General features: G+C 51.9%; 18 protein-coding genes. 4 read left to right on the top strand and 14 right to left on the bottom strand.

Annotated elements, in window-relative coordinates:
• Positions 1-265: 265 nt before the first annotated feature.
• From E5161_RS10105 to E5161_RS10130, 6 genes are all read right to left on the bottom strand, one after another.
• Positions 266-1426 (bottom strand): CaiB/BaiF CoA transferase family protein, encoded by a 1161-nt coding sequence (locus E5161_RS10105; protein WP_136777625.1) that lies wholly within the window; start codon positions 1424-1426, stop codon positions 266-268.
• A gap of 330 nt (positions 1427-1756) precedes the next feature.
• A complete protein-coding gene (locus E5161_RS10110) occupies positions 1757-2278 on the bottom strand; it encodes a hypothetical protein (RefSeq protein WP_136777626.1) in 522 nt (173 codons plus the stop codon).
• Positions 2275-3627 (bottom strand): sensor histidine kinase, encoded by a 1353-nt coding sequence (locus E5161_RS10115; protein ID WP_136777627.1) that lies wholly within the window; start codon positions 3625-3627, stop codon positions 2275-2277. Before E5161_RS10115 ends, E5161_RS10110 begins: the two co-directional genes overlap by 4 nt.
• Complete coding sequence (locus E5161_RS10120) at positions 3624-4313, bottom strand: response regulator transcription factor (protein WP_136777629.1); 690 nt, start codon at positions 4311-4313, stop codon at positions 3624-3626. Before E5161_RS10120 ends, E5161_RS10115 begins: the two co-directional genes overlap by 4 nt.
• A gap of 12 nt (positions 4314-4325) precedes the next feature.
• Positions 4326-7334: an efflux RND transporter permease subunit gene (locus E5161_RS10125; RefSeq protein WP_169306661.1), complete on the bottom strand. Its 3009-nt coding sequence runs from the start codon at positions 7332-7334 to the stop codon at positions 4326-4328.
• Positions 7335-7675: 341 nt separating this feature from the next.
• Positions 7676-8419, bottom strand: a complete 744-nt coding sequence (locus E5161_RS10130; RefSeq protein ID WP_211246726.1) for a prenyltransferase/squalene oxidase repeat-containing protein — start codon at positions 8417-8419, stop codon at positions 7676-7678.
• Between the two features lie 402 nt (positions 8420-8821).
• Here E5161_RS10130 and E5161_RS10135 point away from each other — a divergent pair, with 402 nt between their 5' ends.
• Together E5161_RS10135 and E5161_RS10140 are read left to right on the top strand one after the other, a co-directional pair.
• On the top strand, positions 8822-9007 hold the full coding sequence (locus E5161_RS10135) for a hypothetical protein (protein WP_136777635.1): 186 nt from the start codon (positions 8822-8824) through the stop codon (positions 9005-9007).
• Between the two features lie 23 nt (positions 9008-9030).
• Positions 9031-10527 (top strand): PucR family transcriptional regulator, encoded by a 1497-nt coding sequence (locus tag E5161_RS10140; RefSeq protein WP_246042186.1) that lies wholly within the window; start codon positions 9031-9033, stop codon positions 10525-10527.
• A gap of 10 nt (positions 10528-10537) precedes the next feature.
• Here E5161_RS10140 and E5161_RS10145 read toward each other — a convergent pair whose 3' ends face one another.
• From E5161_RS10145 to E5161_RS10165, 5 genes are all read right to left on the bottom strand, one after another.
• Positions 10538-11608: an ABC transporter substrate-binding protein gene (locus E5161_RS10145; protein ID WP_136777639.1), complete on the bottom strand. Its 1071-nt coding sequence runs from the start codon at positions 11606-11608 to the stop codon at positions 10538-10540.
• Between the two features lie 27 nt (positions 11609-11635).
• The gene (locus E5161_RS10150; RefSeq protein ID WP_136777640.1) at positions 11636-12910 is read right to left on the bottom strand and encodes an NAD(P)/FAD-dependent oxidoreductase; all 1275 of its coding nucleotides are present in this window, start codon (positions 12908-12910) and stop codon (positions 11636-11638) included.
• Positions 12911-13146: 236 nt separating this feature from the next.
• Positions 13147-14574, bottom strand: a complete 1428-nt coding sequence (rlmD, locus tag E5161_RS10155) for a 23S rRNA (uracil(1939)-C(5))-methyltransferase RlmD (protein ID WP_246042175.1) — start codon at positions 14572-14574, stop codon at positions 13147-13149.
• Positions 14567-15523, bottom strand: coding sequence for a diacylglycerol kinase (locus E5161_RS10160; protein WP_246042176.1), 957 nt, complete (start codon positions 15521-15523; stop codon positions 14567-14569). The genes rlmD and E5161_RS10160 overlap by 8 nt, the downstream gene beginning before the upstream one ends.
• An 11-nt stretch (positions 15524-15534) precedes the next feature.
• Positions 15535-16335, bottom strand: coding sequence for a sirohydrochlorin chelatase (locus E5161_RS10165; RefSeq protein WP_342773857.1), 801 nt, complete (start codon positions 16333-16335; stop codon positions 15535-15537).
• Positions 16336-16515: 180 nt separating this feature from the next.
• Between E5161_RS10165 and E5161_RS10170 the strand changes: the two genes are divergently transcribed.
• The gene (locus E5161_RS10170) at positions 16516-16725 is read left to right on the top strand and encodes a hypothetical protein (protein ID WP_136777645.1); all 210 of its coding nucleotides are present in this window, start codon (positions 16516-16518) and stop codon (positions 16723-16725) included.
• 57 nt (positions 16726-16782) lie between these two features.
• Here E5161_RS10170 and E5161_RS10175 read toward each other — a convergent pair whose 3' ends face one another.
• The gene (locus E5161_RS10175; RefSeq protein WP_136777647.1) at positions 16783-17103 is read right to left on the bottom strand and encodes a YerC/YecD family TrpR-related protein; all 321 of its coding nucleotides are present in this window, start codon (positions 17101-17103) and stop codon (positions 16783-16785) included.
• 197 nt (positions 17104-17300) lie between these two features.
• Here E5161_RS10175 and E5161_RS10180 point away from each other — a divergent pair, with 197 nt between their 5' ends.
• On the top strand, positions 17301-17822 hold the full coding sequence (locus E5161_RS10180) for an aminotransferase (RefSeq protein ID WP_136777649.1): 522 nt from the start codon (positions 17301-17303) through the stop codon (positions 17820-17822).
• An 81-nt stretch (positions 17823-17903) separates the two neighbouring features.
• Here the strand turns inward: E5161_RS10180 and E5161_RS10185 are convergent, their stop codons facing one another.
• Positions 17904-18848 (bottom strand): DUF1861 family protein, encoded by a 945-nt coding sequence (locus tag E5161_RS10185; RefSeq protein WP_136777651.1) that lies wholly within the window; start codon positions 18846-18848, stop codon positions 17904-17906.
• A 71-nt stretch (positions 18849-18919) separates the two neighbouring features.
• The gene (locus E5161_RS10190; protein ID WP_136777653.1) at positions 18920-19921 is read right to left on the bottom strand and encodes an inorganic phosphate transporter; all 1002 of its coding nucleotides are present in this window, start codon (positions 19919-19921) and stop codon (positions 18920-18922) included.
• Positions 19922-19940 lie beyond the last annotated feature (19 nt).

Raw genomic sequence — 19940 nt, forward strand, 5'->3', positions numbered from 1 at the left:
AATGGAACACCTCCTTCTATGCAAGTAATTTATTTTATGGAATATTTTTCATCATGACGTAGACAAGTATATAAATTAAAAAATTATTCCATTGGAGACCCGCTGCTTGATAAAGCAACCTGACTTTTCCCTGTGTGTCAACGAATTCGGGTCAATGCTCGAAATAAACAAAAAATACCCCCACGCTGTATGGCATGAGGGAGACGATTGCTTACGGCTTCTAGTATCGGAAAAAACCTTAGAACTATTTTGTTATCGCACCAAATTATTTGTCACTCTCATCTTGTTTCAACAACCCCAGTTCCGCCAAGATTTGCTCTGTGTGTTGGCCTGGAGACGGGACAGGATTCATGACCGGCTCGAAACCGTTCATCGTTAGGGGAGGAACAAGCGCCTGGACTGGACCTGCCGGCGTGATTACTTCCCGCCAGCGTCCTCTTGCTTCCAACTGCGGGTGCTCAAAAAACTCCTGCATCGTGTTCATGCGGGCATTGGCGATTTTCGCGTGATCCAGTCGTTCGAGAATGACTTCGGCCGGATAGGATTGCAGGTTATCGGCGACGATGGAATCCAACAGGTCTCGATGGGCAACACGGCTGGAGTTGTCGGCGAACCGTGAGTCGGCGGACAACTCGGGCAACTCCAGAACCTGATCGCAAAAACGCACCCATTCCCGTTCGTTTTGAATACATAGGAATACCGTTTTCCCGTCACTGCTTTGGAAGGGACCATAGGGACAAATGGTGGCATGGCTGGCCCCGGTCCGTTTTAACTCTTCCTTGCCGTAAACCGTGTAATACATCGGATAGCCCATCCACTCCGCCAACGCTTCCAGCATGGAGATTTCCAGGACGGAACCTTTTCCCGTTTTGTTCCGGTTGAACAGGGCGGTTAAGATCCCGGTAAATGCGTACATCCCGGCGCTGATGTCGGCGATGGAGATGCTTACCTTGGATGGCGTTTCCGGAGTCCCGGTTATGGATAACAGTCCGGCTTCGCATTGAATCAGCAAATCATAAGCCTTCTTCTCACGGTAGGGACCGGACTTTCCGTATCCGGAAATGCTGCAGACAATGATCCGGGGATATTTTTCAAGCAGCATATTCGCTTCAAATCCAAGTCGGTCTACAGCTCCGGGAGCCAGGTTGTGGAGAAATACATCGGCCTTTTCCAATAGCTTGGACAGGACGTGTTTCCCTTCGCTGCTCTTGAGATCTAATGCCAAAGACTCCTTCGATCGATTGAGCCACACGAAGTAGCTGGACTGTCCATGCACAGTTTTATCATAGCGGCGGGCAAAATCCCCATCGCCCGGACGTTCCGCTTTAATGACCCGGGCTCCCAAGTCTGCCAATTGTCTGCTCGCGAAAGGCGCGGCAATGGCCTGTTCAAGGGAAACGACCGTAATTCCGCTTAATGGTAACATATCTAATGATACCTCCGCTTCCTCCATGATCTACAACAAAACATCATACTAAATCCCGGCAAAGTTTATGCCATGATAGGAAGAGGGGGGGGGGGGACAAGTTTGAAGATGAAAATCGTTTATACGATCATATCCAGAAAACTTTATTGATGAATGTTCAACTACCGTAGTTTGAGCAATATCTGTCACATCTCATTAATTTCGAATCATCAATATTACACACTCCACATGTGTGGAGTGCGTAGTGTCAACATATGGAATTACAAAATAAAAGGGATACCTAAACCCGTTGTTGAACTTACAGTATAATTTATGCTGATTTGCCGAGTATCAATGCATTGCAATTACATGGTAAATCAAACCGGCAATAAAGCTAAACCCTAGAATTGTGTGTAGAATTCGAATCCTTTTATTAGCTCTCGCCTTTTTGTCAAAATAAAAACCGACGATAACAAGCGGCGCCATAATAACTAAAGCAGCCAACCCGCTGATTGTCATACTCATTTGCTGCGGCAGAAAAACGAGAAAGTATACGCTGTGAGATGTTGCCGCTGCGGCAACGATCCATCCGAACAACACATGGCGCGCTTTCAGAAATAACCAGATCTTCTTCAACCCGCCGATAACCGACCTTGTTTTTCCCAATAAAAATAAAGCGACTGCGCAAACGGAGAAAATGATAATCATCTTGTTTAAAAAACCATCCGTCACCCTCAATAACATCCAATCATGCGAGGGGTTTAACTCCGTCAACAAACTGCCAATAGTCAAAAAAATACTCATCATTACAATCAGCCACACAAATCCTTTAAGCAGCCACATTCGAGTCGCTCTCGTACTTCTTACGTTCATTCCAGTCCGGCCTCCAGTAGGATGGTAATGACCGTCCCTTGATTGGGCTGACTTTGCACTTCAATTCGGCCATTATGGATATCGATGATTTTTTTTACAATCGCGAGACCGAGTCCGCTGCCGCCTCGTGAACGATCTCTCGCCTTATCCGCTTTGTAAAACCTCTGAAATATGCGACCCAAATCATCCTCATCAATTCCGATACCGTTGTCTGCGATCCTGACACTAACTTCATGGTTTGATTGGGTCAGTTGGATGGAAATTTGCCCGCCGGGCTGCGTATATTTCATGCTATTTATTATCAAATTCGTCCAAACTTGCGCCAGTTGATCTTCGTCCGCGATGATATACGTCTCTTCGAGCGATAAATCGATATGAATGTTTTTTGCCGCCCTCATCGGTTCAGAACTGATAACTACCCGTCGAAGCTGTTCATCGAGCCGGTATTTTGCCGGCGCATAGGGATGATGCTCCGAATCCAGCGACGCGAGCTTCAGCAAATCTTCGCACAGACGGGACAGCCGCTCGCTTTCCTCGGCGATAATAGATAAACAGCGCTTCTGATCTTCCTCGGGCAGTTCGCCCTGCAGCAGCGTTGCCGAGAAACCGCGTATGGATGTCAAAGGAGACTGAATTTCGTGCGAAACGTCCGAGACAAAGTTTTGCCTCATCTTCTCCATTTGGCTTAATTCCTTCACCATATGGTTGAAGCTGTTTGCCAGAATCCCTATCTCGTTCTTATTATGAATCGGGATCTCCAGGTTGTTGTAATCTCCTGATGCAATTTTTTGCGTCGCCCGCGTTAACATCTTGATAGGCCTGATTAAATAGCGAGACGCGGCAGCAACGAGAAGGCTTCCTACGATCAGGCTAAGAATAAGTCCCGTGCGCACGACACCATCAAAACCTTTGTACAAGTGTCTTATATTTCTTTCTAAAAATAAGGCGTAGGATGTGCCATGCACTTCGAAAGGGAGCCCAGCCACGATTTCATCATGACTTCGAATTTTCTTATCGCCAAAGCTTTGATAAACGCCGCCATGCAGAACCTTCTCCACCTCCTCGGGCCGAATGGGGAAATCGGCGCGGGCTGCCGTGTTTTCGCGGTATAAATAGATTTTGAACGGCGAAATGCTTTTGAGGCTGTTCACATACGCTTCCACGTCCTGTACCTGGTTCTCCGTACAATATCGGACGATTTGCTCTCCCGCATCCAAGGTATCCCATTGAAATTGATTGTAAATCCGCGTTCCGTTCAGTTCCTTGATAATGAAAAAAGACAAGAGCATGCTGGCGGCTACGATGACCCAAAAAATCAGGACGACTCGCACATACAATGTTTTAATCATTGCTTTTTTACCTCCAGCCGGTAGCCTAAACTGTAAATGGTCGAAATCTGAAAGGCGTCTGTAAGTTCGGCAAAACGCTCGCGCAGCCGCATGATGTGCACATCGACTGTACGATCCCCGCCACCATAATCAAATCCCCAAATTTGCTCGATCAATTGCTGGCGCGTAAATATTTGTCCGGGATAACTCGCAAGCTTAAAAAGCAGTTCAAACTCTTTTAATGGCAAGGAAACCGGCTCAATGCCCGACGATAGTACGATATTTACCTCAAGACTTTTTCTATCCATCTGGACGTTGCCGATTTGAATGAATTGGGATGCAAAAATGCGGTAACGCTTCAAGAGCGCTTTAACCCGCATCACTAGCTCCAACGGATCAAACGGCTTAACCAAATAATCGTCGGTGCCGAGCTGAAATCCTTTCATTTTGTGCGCTGGTTCGCCTTTGGCGGTGACCATGATGACCGGGATTTCCCGATTTTCCCTTAAGCGTCGGCACAATTCGAAGCCGTCCATGCCCGGCATCATGATGTCGAGGATGACCAGATCGATTCCCTCATTTTCAATTATTCGCAAAGCGTCTTGACCGCTCGCCGCCTCAACCAGATCATAGCCTTCTCTTTTTAGATGAAGAGCTATTAATTCTCTGATATGCGAATCATCGTCAACGATAAGCAATCTGGTCATCGAATACCCTCACTATTCCGTTTCTATTTTTCTGTATTTGCCAATGGCCGAGTAAATCACCGGGACCACGATTAACGTAAGCAAAGTTGACGTCGTCAACCCGCCGATGACCGTTACCGCGAGCCCTTTGGAAATAAGCCCAGAGGCTGAGTTGGACAACGCGAGTGGAATCAAGGCGCAGATCGTTGCGCATGCGGTCATTAGAATCGGACGCAGCCTCGTTGTCGACGCTTCGATCAGGCTTTCGGCAATATCCATGCCTTCCCTGCGATTCGACTCAACGCGTACCAACAATACGACGGCATTGGTGACCACAATCCCGATCAACATCAGCATACCGATCAACGCGCTTACGGATAAGGTTTGACCGGATATGAGCAGCCCCGACAACGCGCCAATCGGCACAAACAGCAGCGAAGACAAGATTACGAGCGGCGTCGCCATGCCGCCGAATGTTGCGCTCAGCACCAAAAACACCAAACCGATGGCAGCGACGATAGCGACGCCGATATCTTTGAACCCGTTGGCGATATTTACGAATCCTCCGCCAATGCTGACTTCCACACCTTTCGGCAGGGATAACGCTTGAATTTCTTTTTTGACCTCTTTGGAAACTTTGTTCGTATTGCCGTCGCGAATATCGGCGGTAACTTGCGCGGAAGCGCGTCCTTCTTGATGATTAATGACGACAGGCGATTTGGTTTCCGTAATATCGGCGATTTCGCCGAGCGGTTTGATTCCCATCGCTGTGGGAATCTGAATGGCTTCGAACTGGCTTTTCGTCACGGTTGGCTCTTGATAAGACAACGTTACATTCCAATCGTTTCCGTCCATGGCGTAACTCCCAGCTTCGACCGGCCGCAGCTGCTCGCCGACGGCGCTGACGAGCTGCAGCGGATTCACTTTAGCCTGTCTGCCCGTTTCGTTCAACGTCATTACCCATGCGGTTTGAACATCTTTCAAATTGTTGCTCACGTTCTTGAGTTGCCCGTTCTGGTTCATATAATCCTCGACTTGGCCGGCCGCTTTGCTTAGCTCCGTAAAATCATCGGAGTATAGATCGATCTGAATATTGTTGCCCGACGACGGTCCTTGGCTTTGCGATTCCTTCACATTCACTGCCGCTTCCGCGTTAATTTCACTGACGAGCTTAGGCAGCTCCGATTTTACCCGTTCAACGACAAGAGTCAGTTCCGCGTTCTCCTTCAATTGGACAAAGAAGTCGGCTTCGTTTTGTTTCAGGATTCCGTTACCCATTCTTCCTTTATTGTTAAAACCGATTGATAAGCGGGTGCTTTCCACTTCCGAAATCTGTTTGAAATAGCTTTCAACATGATGGGCCAACTCATCCGTTTTGGCAAGCTCTGTTTTCGACGGCAATGCAACATTTACGCTAAACGAAGAGACCTGTCCTGACGGCAGAAAGGTTACGCCCAATAGAGGGACGAGGCCGAATGAACCGATTAAGAGCAGCGCAGCCAGCGACACGACCCATCCTCTGCGTCGCAGCGAACCTCTCAGCAGCTTTTCAAATTGGATTGTCAGCCATCCCTTGCGGGGTTCATGCTTTACCTTGGTCAACAGAACTTTGCTGAGCACCGGCGTCAATACGACGGCGATCAGCAGCGAGCTGAGGATGCTCACAACCACCGTAATCGCGAACGGACGGAAAATTTCGCCGATCACGCCCCCGACAAATGCGATCGGCAAGAATACGACGACGGTCGCTATCGTAGAAGAAGCGATCGCTCCGATAACTTCTTTCGCCGCGCGGTAAATTAGATCTTTATTTTTCATCTCCTTGCCCTTTTCCGTTTTCCATCGGTAGATGTTCTCGATCATGACGATGCTGTCATCGACGATGCGGCCGACGGATACGGCCAATCCGCCTAATGTCATCAGATTGAGCGTTAAGTTCATCTGATGAATGACCGCGATCGTGCCGAATATCGACAATGGCAAGGAAATGATGGCAATGAGGGTCGCGCGGATATTTCTAAGGAACAGAAGGATAACTAGCGTCGTGAACAAGGCGCCGAACAATCCTTCGCGAACGACCGTATTGACGGATTTAATCACGTCTGTACCGGAATCTTGAATGACATGCAGCTGGAAATTCCCTTCTGCCGCATATTTGTCCAATGTGTCTTTAACGGATTTCGCCACTTCGGCCGTGTTGGCGTCTTGTGTTTTTACCGCCTCAATTATAAAGCTCTTTTGACCGTTGTAACGGGAAATTTGTTTCTGTTCTTCTATCTTGGCGACGGAAGCTATATCGGAAAGCTTAACTGCTGGGGCAAGTTCCAATTGTTCCAAATCGCGGATAGACGCCAAATTTCCGGTTATGCGAACCGGGATGGATCCATCGCCTTCTTGAACGGAGCCTAACGGAAAGGCAAAGCTTTGCGATTGGATCGCATTGCGGATGGACTGCAAATTGATGCCCAGTTTCATCGCTTTCTCTTTGTCTACGTTGACCCGGAGTTCGGCCGATTGCGTTCCAGCTACGGTAACCGAACTGATTCCTGCAATTTTTTCAAGCTCAGGCATCGCTTCCTGTTCCAATAACGTCTGCAAACCGCCCTCATCGGCAGAGGAAACGGCTGCTTGGAAGATCGGCTGGCTGCCGGTTGAAAGCCGCTTCACTTCGACTTTTGCCTTATCCGGAAGCTTAACCTTATTGAGAACGTCTTGAATGTCCCGTTGAAGCTTATCCATGTCTTTGCCGAATGGATACATGACGAAAATACTTGCCGAATTTTCGGTTATCGTGCTTGTGATGCTGTCATAGCCCTTCATGTTCATCAGGCTTTGCTCGATCGGCTTGGCGACATCCCTCTCCACATCTTCGGCGCTTTGTCCAGCATATTGGGCTTGTACAAAAACGGCCGGAAAGGTCACGTCGGGAAATGTCTGCAATTGAATTTGCTTTGACGCGTAAATACCTCCGGACAATACTAAAATACATAAAATGATCACTGCCACGCTGTTTTTAAGGCTGATTTTTGTTAAAAAGCTCACTGCATCTCTCTCCTTTATTCTTATTGAGGAGAGTCTAGAATGCAATTGTGAACTGATTATAAACAAAAAAGCTTCCTCGCTATAGTTCGTTGCTATGGTCTACTTAATAGGTCGATTATCAATACTGCCGAGTAAGAATTTATTTGGGCGGGATATATAATGCAGATCTCTGCAAACAATAATCCGATTCATTCCCTTACCTCTGCAGTACCTGCGCATAAAGAAAGCCCAAGCGTATCACTTCGCTCAGGCTCTATCAGTTTAATGAAAGGTAAATGCGGCTCTGAAATACTCCTTCCTTACGAGCGACACACAGCACTCCACATGTATCGAGTACCCCATTAGCCTAAGCACCAAAAATACCAGTCCAACACTCGTAAGGCGCGCAGTGTAATCCACCGGCTCGCTTGTCCCTCGCCCTCATTCACCTTGACCGCCATCGTGCCGGGGTGCTGGTACTCGAGCGGCCACCGGCCTTCGCTGTCCCGTTTCGACTCAACCATCTCAATCGCCTCAGCCACACGCTCATCCGGCGTGGCGCCGGCTTTACGCAGATACTCGAGTCCCCGAAGTATGTCGTAGTGCCACCAAGTCGGGAAGGAGAAGCGCATCCAGCCTGCCCCGCCTTTGCGATCTCGCTCGATCGCCTCGCCTGTCGACAGCCTCTTAAAGAGTCTGCGCTCGAGGAAATACTCTTGCCCGCGGAGGCGGGCCTTGGTCACCTCTGCACTGCACCCGAAGGCCAGTTCGTTTTCGAGCAGCGCTTCCAGCGCACAGATCGTGGTGTTGAACGACGAGCGCAGCGAGCCGTTGGCAGCCTCACAGTTCCAACCGCCGTCGGGCAGTTGCTCGCTAAGCAGGCGGTCCACGATCCGCTGAACATCCTGGCGGAAGTAGGCGCCGCTCGCCGCCACTTGGCCGTTGATGCACGGCTCGACCTCACCTGCAAAGAAGGGATTGCCTTCCCATTCCAATCCCCGCCATGTTCCGTCCTCTCCCCATCCCCGCCACTTCACTCGATCTCGGACCAGGCCTACAACTCGAAGCGCCTCGTCGCTCGCGGGATCGAGGCCTAATTCTCTCAACAGCGACAGGACATGCATTGTGGAGTCCCACCCTCGGTTCCACGCCGCGCCAGCCCACGATCCGTCAGCTCTTTGGAGGGCGATCAATCGAGCGCCAACCCCCTTGGTTGCGACCAGAGCGCGTTCGGCTGAGACCTTCTCTGCTGACGCACCAATCAGATCACGCATGACTTGCCAACGGATCGAAGGGTCAGAGTCAAGTAACCACTCTATGACTGATCTTTTGATCACCATCCGGTAATTCTCCTCCCTTACTTTGTGAAAAAGGCGGCATCAGGTAGAGCATCAAGACACATGTTGCTGGAATTATGCAATCCGCTGGATTGCGCGGGCAGGAGAATTGAACCGATGAATGGAATACGTTGATCATCGTCAGAATTTTCGGAGACAGGTGATGATGGCTTGACAAATGACGCCTTGCCTCATGCCACGAATCAAGACGGCAAAGATACGAACGTTCTGGAATTAGAATTGCGCGTCGGGGACGCATTGCAGATTCCTCTATTCCAAAACAGCAAGCTGGTTGCCGGATTCAAGGGTCTATCGCGGAGAATACGGTGGGTGCATATTCTGGAATCTCCGAAGTAGAAACCGTACTTCACGGGGAAGAAATGATTCTCTCGACCGGTGTCGGCCTAACAGGTGCACGATCGGTGGAAACATATTTAGAGAAACTGATAGAACATGGGGCTTCCTGTTTATGTATGGAACGGGGTTCCTATTTTCACGAGCCGACCGAGGAGATGAAGTCGATCGCCGACCGTCACGATTTTCCGCTCATTCTGTTTCCCGAAGACGTCCGCTTTATCGATATTACCCAATATTTACACTCCATTATCCTAAACCGCCGCCATCGCATGCTGGAGGAGTTCGAAGTCGTTTCGCGCAATCTTCACGATTCCATTCTGACCTCGCAGGGAAGCACAAACGCCCTTCATATTTTGCACCGCAGCACGAAAGCGGACGTACTCTTCTTTCCTGTCCATGGCAAACCTCACTTCGTACCTTCGAGCGCTTCCCTGAATCAACGTGAACGCATCGCTGATTTTTTGAAAGCAAATCAAACGGCCGCTTCAGGCCAATCCCCCGTGCAATGGAAGGATGGCATCCATCATCTTGTATGTCAAGCCGTCGGTGCAATGGGGCAAATTTGGGGTTATATCGTGTTATCATTTCCAAACCGCGAACCGGGGGAATTCGATTTGCTCATTCTGGACAGAGCCGCGCTGTCCCTCTCGCAGGATTTGCTAAGAAAACGCTATATGGATGAAAAAAAACGGCACACCGATCAATTATGGGTGGACGATCTTATCCAGGGCCGAATCCGGAACGAAGAGCAGATCCCATTGCTGCTTGGGAAACGGGGGAGAGATTCGGCTTCCGCGGAGTATAAAGTTTGCGTGATTGAATTTTCGAATGCGGGGGTATGGGAGGAAAGCGAAATTTATGAAGAAGATTTAACATCATACGGCTTGCATTATTCACTTTATGTTCGTTCGAGCTTTGAATCGCAAGGGTTTCAGCCGTACCTTACCGCCAAAGGCAGCCGGATCATGGTGATCGTCGCGGACATCCATCCCGGACATCATCAGAAGAACCGATTTAACAGGGCGGCTGACGCGATCGTTTCCTTCCGGGAAGCAAACATGCCTGGCTTGGATTGGAATATCCGTATCGGATTCGGCCGTTCATTCCAAAAATGGACCGATGCGCCAAGCAGTTACAAGGACGCTCTACAGGTGCTCGAAGTCATGGCGCTCGTGAATAAAAAATCGGGGTACCATTTTGAAGACATTGGGATATACCGAATTTTGTTGAACGTGGAAGATGATTCCGTTCTGCAAGCTTATGTCGACGATTATTTAGGGCCTCTCATCGAATACGACAGGGTCAAAGGCGGGGACTTGCTCTTAACCTTAAAAGCGTATTTGGAGAACAATCAATCGAAACAAGCGACATCCCGCGATCTTTTCACCGTAAGGCAAACGATCTATCACCGATTGGGAAAAATAAAGGAGCTGCTAGGCGAAGATTACATGCAGCCCAAGAGAAGGCTGACTATCGAAGCCGCCTTGTACGCTTATCAATTGTTGAACTCAAGATCGTAAGCGTCAGATTCTATTGTTTGATTTCCGACCAAATCCGATCATAAAGCTGCGCGGCTTCTCCAATGTAAGCCAAATGTTCTCCCTTGGCCAGAATGTCATTAGGCAGGTACACCGCGATATCTTCAATAATGCTCTTATCAATCAGCTTCAGCGCTTCCGTATTCGGGTTTGCGTACGGAAAAGCATCCGAAATTTCCGCGCTGATATTCGGATCCAGAATAAAGTTGATAAACGTCTCGGCCATTTTTTTATGAGGCGCGTTTTTGGGGATGACGAAGTTATCCTGCCAAATATACAATCCTTCTTCTGGCAGCACGTATTGAATGCTCGGCTTTTCCCTGTGAGCTAATGCTGCTTCCGCACCCCATACATAGCCAATTGACGCTTCACCATTGATCAGCATCGTTTTGGGGCTGTCGCTGTCGTAGGCTTTGATGTTTGGTAACAGCTTCTTCAACTCCTGCTTGGCTTCCTGAAGTCTCGTCTCATCTTTCTCATTAATGGAGTAGCCCAGCTTTTTCAAAGCCATGCCCATGACCGCTCTCTGATCATCCAAAATAACGAGGGAATTTTTGAATTTCGGATTCCAAAGATCCTTGTACCCCGTGATCGGCTCCTTCACTTTATCCCTATCGACAGCGATCATGGCGTCGCCCCACATATACGGAACGGAAAACTTGTTCCCAGGATCGAAGGCCAGATTTTTGAATTCGCCGCCTATATTTTTGAAATTCGGGATATGGTTCAAGCCGATTTCCTGCAATAATCCTTGATGGATCATGATCTCCACCATGAATTCCGATGCGACGGCGATATCATAACCCGACGATCCGACGCTGAGTTTCGCAAGCATTTCCTCATTCGAAGAATACGTGTTGTAATTCACTTTCACTCCATATTGGTTTTCAAACTTTTCGACGACGGATTCCGGCAAATATTCCGACCAGTTGAATACATTCAGTACTTTGTCCTGCTTCTCTCCATCCGAACCCGACTTGCTGCCGCAGCCGGCCAATACGCTTGCGGCTGCCAAGGCGAATATCGTCAAGATCGTAAGCGGCTTCAACCACGTCATTCTCATTGGAACGCCCTCCTCGATGTTTCGAAATTAGAAAAATCGATCCAGAAAGCGGTAGTACTTGGTTGCTAAATTCAACGCGATTGCCCTTTGCCCGTGAAATGGTACTTGTTTTAACGGAATTTGCTCCAATCGGTTTTTGCTCCTGCCCGGCTCCATGACATGAAGGGCGATAAGCTTGCCCATGAGCGTGGAAATGGAAGCCCCGTGACCGCAGTAACCGAGGGCGAAATGCGTGCCGTTCTCCAGTTGGCCGATGTGCGGGAAAAAATCAAAGGTAAACCCGAGCATGCCCCCCCAGCGGTATTCGATTTTCGCATGCCGGAGCTCCGGAAAAACCTCGATCAAATTGCTTCTAACGCTTTGGAATATCTCTTCGCTTTCCTCCCCGTTAAAATCCACCCTGCCGCCTAGCAGAATCCGGTCATCCGGTGTTCGGCGGAAATAGTAGAGGAAATTTTTCGTGTCCGCGATCATCCGATTGTTCGGAATCAGCCTCTCCGCTTGCTCGCGCGGCAGGCGCTCGGTCACGACGATATAACTGCCGATCGGGATGACCGATCGAGTTAACGGCTTTGATAATCCCGATGTATACCCGTTCGTTCCGATGACCAAATGCTTGGCCTTGACTTGGCCGTGCGGCGTTGTTGCTACAAAGGTTGGCCCCTGCTTTTTGACGGAAACAACCGGGGTGTCCTCGTAAATGACCGCCCCGAGGGATTCAGCCGCGTCGGCCAATCCGAGCGCATAGTTAAGGGGGTGGAAAGAATAGCTGTGCGGGTCTACCAATCCGCCGTGGTATAATTCCGAATCGACTTCGGTTTTCAAATCGCTTTTCTCGACCATGTACGTTTCGTACTGAAAGTTTTTCAGCATGAACGCATGGTTGCGGTACAAGGATCGATAATGAGAGGGTTTATAGGCTGCGTCGAAATTTCCGCAATTGCTCAAAGAACATTCGATTCCATGCCTTTGCACGATTTCCTTCACAAGGTGAATGCCGTCAACGGACAGATCCAGAAGCTCTTTCGCCGCGGCGGTCCCCCATTTATTCGCGATGGTAAACACGCTGGGCTTATACCCCGTTAAAACCATTCCCGCATTGCGCCCACTGGCTCCCCAGCCGACTCTGTGCTGCTCAAGGACGACGCAGTTTATACGTTTTTGCGCGAGATGATAGGCCGTCGATAAACCCGTGTATCCCCCGCCGACGATCATAACGTCCGCCGTAACGGACTCCTCCAACCGGGGCCTTTCTTCATGCGTGTTGGCGGTATCTGCCCATAAAGAACGGATATGTTCCATGCCGACCACCTTAGTTCATCATCGATTCTTCAATCCTCGGATACTCAAAATATACCGTTATTTTCCGATTGCGACATTAGACAAAACGTTAAACCGTTCACGTCTCCGTTGGACAGCCGAGTATGAATTTGTCCATTCATTAAAAAAAGAGATCAGAGCTTCAACCCTGATCCCTCAATTCCCAAAATCAATCATGTTATGGATTCGATAAACTTTGCAATCGAATCTGTCACATCTCATTTTTGAACCATCCATATTACCGATTCCACATGCACCGTATGAGGAAACATGTCCACCGGTTGCACCTCGACCGTGCGATAGCCGCCGTCCTCGAGCAGCCGCAAATCGCGGGCAAGCGTGGATGGGTTGCACGAGACGTACACGATGCGTGACGGCCGCGATTCGAGCAGCGAATCGATCAGCACCTGATCGCAGCCTTTGCGCGGCGGATCGACGACGATGACGTCGGGCCGGATGCCCGAAGCTTGCCATCGGGGGAGCACTCGCTCGGCAGCACCCACCGCGAATTCGACATTGTGAATTCCGTTCAGTGCTGCGTTGCGGCGGGCGTCCTCGATCGCTTCCGGCACGATCTCCACTCCGTACACCTGGCGCGCATGGCGCGCGAGGAACAAGGAAATGGTGCCGATCCCGCAGTAAGCATCGACAACCGTTTCTTCCCCAGTGAGACCGGCATAGCGGACCGCCGACTCGTACAGCCGTCTCGTTTGGACCGGATTCACCTGATAGAACGAGCGGGCCGAAATCGCGAAGCGGATGCCGCCGATTTCGTCATAGATGACGTCTTCTCCCCACAACGTGCGGGTATCCTTGCCGAAAACGACGGCCGTGCGCTCTGTGTTTATGTTTTGCACAATGCTGACGACACCCGGAACTTGCTCGCGGATCAACCCGATCAACTCGTCTTGATGGGGAATGTTCAGCCCGTTCGTAATCAGTACGACCATCCGTTGACCGGTGGTCGCCGCATGGCGTACCACGACATGACGGAGCAGCCCGCGCCCGGTCGCCCGGTTATAAGCGGATATCCCCAGCGAGCCGGCGGCTCCTTTGACCGCTCGAACGGTTTGCTCATTCTCTTCTTCTTGAATGAGGCAGGCGTTCATGTCCACAATGTCATGGCTGCCTTGCTCGTAAAATCCCCCGACCAGCCCGCCTTCGCTCTCCCCGATCGGAACTTGCGCCTTATTCCGGTAACGCCATGGATCGTCCATGCCGATGACCGGATGAACCGTAATCGGTTCGCGTGCCGCATCCGCCGCTGCTTCAGCGCGTTGCGGTTCGCCCGCCACCGGCAGCTTGCCGATTCGAACGAGGCTGTCCACCACGTATTGTCTTTTCCACTGCAGCTGTCCGGGATAATTCAGATGTTGAAGCTGACATCCGCCGCACTGGTCATAGATCGGGCAAGGCGGATTGCGCCGGTGGACGCTCTTCACGAGCACGGACTCTAGCCGCGCTTTGCCGAACGATTTGCCGACGCTGACGACCTCCGCCCGCACCTTTTCTCCGGGAAGCGCGCCCTCAATAAAAAGGGTAAAGCCGTTAAAACGACCTACCCCTTCGCCATCCAGCGTCAATCCGACGATATCGGTTTCGAAAATTTGTCCGGTTGTCACCGGAGGTTTACGTTGTTCACTCATCCGGCTGCACGCTCCGCAAGTTGCCGTTGCCGTGCCGATAGGAAGATACACCCTGCTCATCCATAATGACCTGCAAATGGGAAGGCAGCAGCGAAAACGTGCAGGGCAGCGTCCCTCCGAATTCTCCGTCGAGATTCAGCTGCACGCGGTCTTCCGATTCGACTATGATGTGGCTGCTTTGAAAATAAATCGTTTTCGGATCCTGAAGCACTCTCTCTCCGCGCATCACCATCGTGGCGAGGCGGATAAATTCGCCGAGGTTGCACTTTCGCAGCGCGAGCACGTCAAAAACGCCGTCATTCGTGCTCGCGTCCGGAGCGAGCCGGTCGAAGCCGGCCACCGAGTTGCTGTTGGCGATCAGGAACAGCATCATTTCCTCATCGAATTCCCCGACTCCATCCGCGGTAATTTTCATGCGGACCGGGTGAAGATTCGTGATCTTCTCCAGACCCTTCATATAATAAGCCAATTGACCGACCATCGTTTTGAGTTTGCTCGGAACTTCGTAGGTCAATTCGGTCAACGACCCGCCGCCTGCGATATTGATAAAATACTTTTCGTCCGCCTTGCCCACATCCACCGACCGGGTGAATCTTCTCGTAATCAAGTCGCAGGCATCCGACCATTGCCGCGGGATGCCGTGCGCCCGGGCGAAGTCGTTCGTCGTGCCGAGCGGGAGAATCCCCAGTGCGGGCCTCCGCTCATGACCGGAAAGACCGCTTACCACTTCGTTCAAAGTTCCATCTCCACCTGCCGCAATGACCATGTCGAATCCGTGCTCCACGGCCAGCGAAGCGGCACGGGCAGCGTCTCCTTCTCCTTCCGTCGCGTGGCAGGACGTCTCGATCCCGCCGCGCTCCAATTTCTGGAGAATGTCCGGCAGCCGGCGCCGGACCTCCTCCCGTCCGGAAGTCGGATTATAGATCAGCCGAGCCCGAATCCTTTCCAACCTGAATCCCCTCATTTTCTTTCTATATCTGAAATGCCATATACATGATGCAGCCAATCCGAAGCTTGCCGCGCAGCCCAGCGGGCCACCTGCGGATGAGGCATGAGCGCCTGACCCGAATACCGGCAATCCAAACCCGCAAGCCTCTGCGGAATGACGTGCCGGGTGAAATATCCTTCGCTTAAAAACACAGGAACCGCCAGTACGGCGGCCTCGGGATGCCGGCGGCGCAGCGCCGACGCCGCTTCCGCCGCCAAATCCGGCCGAAGCATTGCGAAATCTGCGTCCGCGTAACCGCCCCGTTCGCGCACAACGGACGCGAGCCCGTTCAAACCACGGCGCCACGCTTCGCGGAATTCGGGTTTGTCGCTGCCGTGGCCGATGAACAGAAGCGTTTCGCGCGCCGGATCGGAGGACAGGGACGCAGCGCGCTCCCCTAAAATCTCCGCGATTTCCGGATCGTCGTCAATCGGCCGGCCGTAAGTCAGCCGTACGTCTAGTCGAAAAGGCGTCAAATCCGTTTCCGATCGGCATTGCGGATAGGCGCCCAAAGCCCAGCCAATCTCGTCGACATGCGTACTTCCGGAAGAGATGAACAGCGGAATCGCCAACATATCCGTAACGCCTTGCGCCTCAAGGCGGTCGATTCCGTCCTGGATCAACCGGCCTTCGACAAGCTCCAAAAAAGCCGCTTCCAGCGGAACGTCAAACTTCGACAGCCAACGCCGACATCTCCGCACCGTATTGTCGACAAGCGACACCCAACCGGGTTCACGCGAACCGTGGCTGATGATCAGGATACCGGGCTTCACGATACCGATCCCCCTGCAGTTCCTACCTTTTCTCATTCATGCTAGCGAAACGTCAAGCCAATGTCAACGACAGTCCGGTGAACAATTACACGCCAATCGCGCCTCTCCATAACGGGTAAAGAATAGAAACGGCACCGCCGGAAACCCTAGCCGACAATAACGGATAAGGAGCTGATCGCATTGGCCAAACCGAAATCGAACTACTACAGCGGCGATATGGAGGCTACCGTTCCGACACCGCCCGACCAGCAAGACGTCAACGCTCTCGACATGGTGGGCGAGGCTGTGGAAGAAGGCGTGGACACCTTCCGTGACGACATCGGACTGAAAGATGAGAAGATGAAAAACAAAGGCGGGGAGCAAACCGGAGGGAATCCAAGTAAACGATAAAGCCGCGCGCTGAAAACAAATCGGCCGCCGGAGTCATTCTCCGAGCGGCCGATCCTATTAACTTCTGGATTCCAAACCGGCTTCACCGAACCGCCCGAGTCTCTCCAGCGCCATCTTGTACCCGTCGTTACCGTAATTCAGGCAGCGCTTCACGCGTGAGATGGTGGCCGTGCTCGCGCCGGTTTCGGTCTCGATTTGGTTGTAAGTATGTCCTTTGCCCAGCATGCGGGCGACTTCCAGCCGCTGGGACAGCGATTGAATTTCATTTACGGTGCACAGGTCGTCAAAAAATACATAACATTCTTCCAGGTTCTTTAACGTCAGCACCGCCTCGAACAATTGCTCGATCGTTTTATCGTTCAACTTTTTCAACTGCATGCCGGCACCCCGATCTGCTTCGATATCTATGAATCCGGTTGACTAGTCGTTGCTCCCCCATTGTACTTCGTCTCGTGAAATTCTTCAAGCACTGACGTATTCACGCATCACCGGGATAAAATGCCCGCTCACCGGGCATCTGTCCATGCACGGGCGGGGCATCCATCATACCTTATACACAGAAAGGGTGTGACTTCATGGACGATCCAAAAACTCCATCTCCCGAGCTTCACGGCTGGTTCGGCGGAGGCCAAGGCGGCGGAGGCCAAGGCGGCGGCGGTCAAGGTTGGGGTCAGGGATACGGAGGGGGAATGTTTCCGGGTTTAGGGGAATCGTTCGCCGGTCCCCCCGCGTATGTGAATCCTACAGTACTGCCTCCCGGACAAGGCGGTGGTGGTGGTGGCGGCGGCAAAAAAAGCGGCTTTTCTCTAGCGGACCTGAAGGGCCTCGTCGATCGGATGGGAGGTCTCGACGGCGTGATCGCCACCGTGGGCAAGCTTCAGAAATTCGTGGCGATGTTGACCCAGATTGCGCCGCTCCTAGGATTACTAATTAAAACAGGCAAAGGCGCCAAAGCTGCCAAAGGTGCCAAGAGTGCCAAAGCAAAGGCGGTGAGCACGGGAACAAGCGGCCGCGCGCGTCGGCGGACGAAAGGCCAAGGAGGCAGACGACGCCGGACGGCGAGCGTCGCAAGTTACTCGGGCAAGCAGCGCAAATAACGGACGCCATACATGCGGACAGCACGACAAAGGGGACGATGCCTGGCGGATCAACCGCCGGGAACCGTCCCCTTGCCGGGTTCATTGCTCATATTCGATGAATGGATCCGGAATGACGATCGTGTGCGCCTCGGCATCGCTGACGCCCGTATAAATCCGGGCGCTTCCCCCCTCGATGCGGACAAGCCCGCCGCTGAACAACACGTCTTCGAGGTCCGGGCGTTTGGCCGGCCCTTCCGGAAACATGTCGCGCGAAGCGATCAGCTTCAGCCGGGAATGCGTGCGAGTTGCGGGATCGAATGCGAATGTCATCGGATAATAATGCCGAATGTTCGTGTTCTCCATCCTCGCGACATGGCCGAGGACCCCGATGATGCCGTTGGAGAGCATATGCGCCTCGTTCGCACCTCCCCATTCTTCGGGCAGGAATTGATTTCTCAGCAGCTCGGCGCGATCGATCACTTCCTCGGTCAATTCCGACAGATCGGCGATTTCCGTATAGCCGATCATCGCCCTGGCGCCCTCCACCATCATGGGGCGGGTGAACACGCCGATCCGGCCGTTCCCCAGGTCGACCAGCCGGATATCTTTCATCGTTAACGGCCCCTTCGCGAACAGCTGTAAGTCGCCGATGCGCTTTCCCCGGTAAAAGACGGTGCGCCACGAAGTGACGAAGTGCGGATCGAAAGCGTCAAAATACACTTCCACCCCGCCGAATACGATTTCTCCCTGAACGAAAGAAACAAACGGGTCCTGCAGCACAAACACCGGAGAACCCGGACGCGGAACCCATTCCCCTTGGCGGTTCACGAAAAACATAATTTCGGAAGCTTCTTTGTCCCGGTCTTCCACGCGGCCTGCGATGACAGGCTCTCCATCGTCCATGAACGGCGCGGTGATGTTATACACGTCGCGGGTACCGACTCCGGAGAAGATGAGCTTCTCTCCTTGATGGTTGCCCCGCTTCACCAAAAACTCCTCATAGAGTTCCCGACAAGATTTCGCTTGTTCGGCAGATGCCAGCATCGTTGCCCTCCAGACCTTCGGCAAGTAGGTTTGCGGATTGCCTTTTTTCTATTGTATTCTTAGTACCCTGTTCATGGAAGGAACAAACTGAGGATCGCATACGCGATGGCTGCGATTGCGGCCGTAATGGGGATCGTAATAATCCACGTCATGATGATGCGGCCGGCCATTTGCCATCTCACGCTGGAGAACCGTTTGGCTGCTCCGACACCTAAAATCGAAGAAGTAATCGCATGCGTCGTACTGACCGGAAAATGGGTGATGGTGGCCGATAAAATAACGGTTGCGGAACTGAGGTCCGCCGAAAATCCGTTAATCGGCTCAATCTTATATATTTTCGTCCCCATCGTCTTGATGATTTTCCAGCCGCCGACCGAAGTTCCGAACGCCATTGCGAGAGCCGCGGCGATTTTTACCCAGAGCGGTACTTCAAGCTCACTTTGCCAGCCGGCTGCGACAAGCGCCATTGTAATGACACCCATCGCCTTCTGCGCATCGTTCGTGCCGTGTGTGAACGCTTGGAACGCTGCCGTCAGCACTTGACCGCCCCGGAAACCTTGGTTCACTTGATGAGGGCTCGTTCTGGCAAACACATGCTTCAGCACAAACATGATGAAGAAGCCGAGAGCGAAGGCGATGATCGGAGAAAAGACCAAGCCCATCACAATCGACGAAAAACCGCCGTAATTGATGCCGCTCCAGCCTTGGGAAGCGATCGCCGCACCGGCCAGCGAGCCGATCAGCGCATGGGATGAGGACGACGGGATTCCCCGCCACCAAGTGATCAGGTTCCACACGATGGCCGAGATCAAAGTGGCGATGACCACCGTGAGCCCGTGCTCCAGCTTGAACGGATCGGCGACTTTGCCCCCGATTGTCTTGGCAACGCCCGTGAACATGAGAGCGCCGATCAGGTTCATCACCGATGCCAGAATGATGGCGCGGCGCGGTGTGAGCGCGCGAGTCGACACCGAAGTGGCGATCGCGTTGGCGGTGTCGTGAAAACCGTTTATAAAGTCGAAACCGAGTGCTAGCACCACGATCACGACGACCAAAACCGTTGTCAAATCCATATTATTTTGACCCGTCCCT

Origin of the sequence: Cohnella pontilimi (assembly GCF_005049045.1) — a bacterium.
Taxonomy (GTDB): domain Bacteria; phylum Bacillota; class Bacilli; order Paenibacillales; family Paenibacillaceae; genus Cohnella; species Cohnella pontilimi.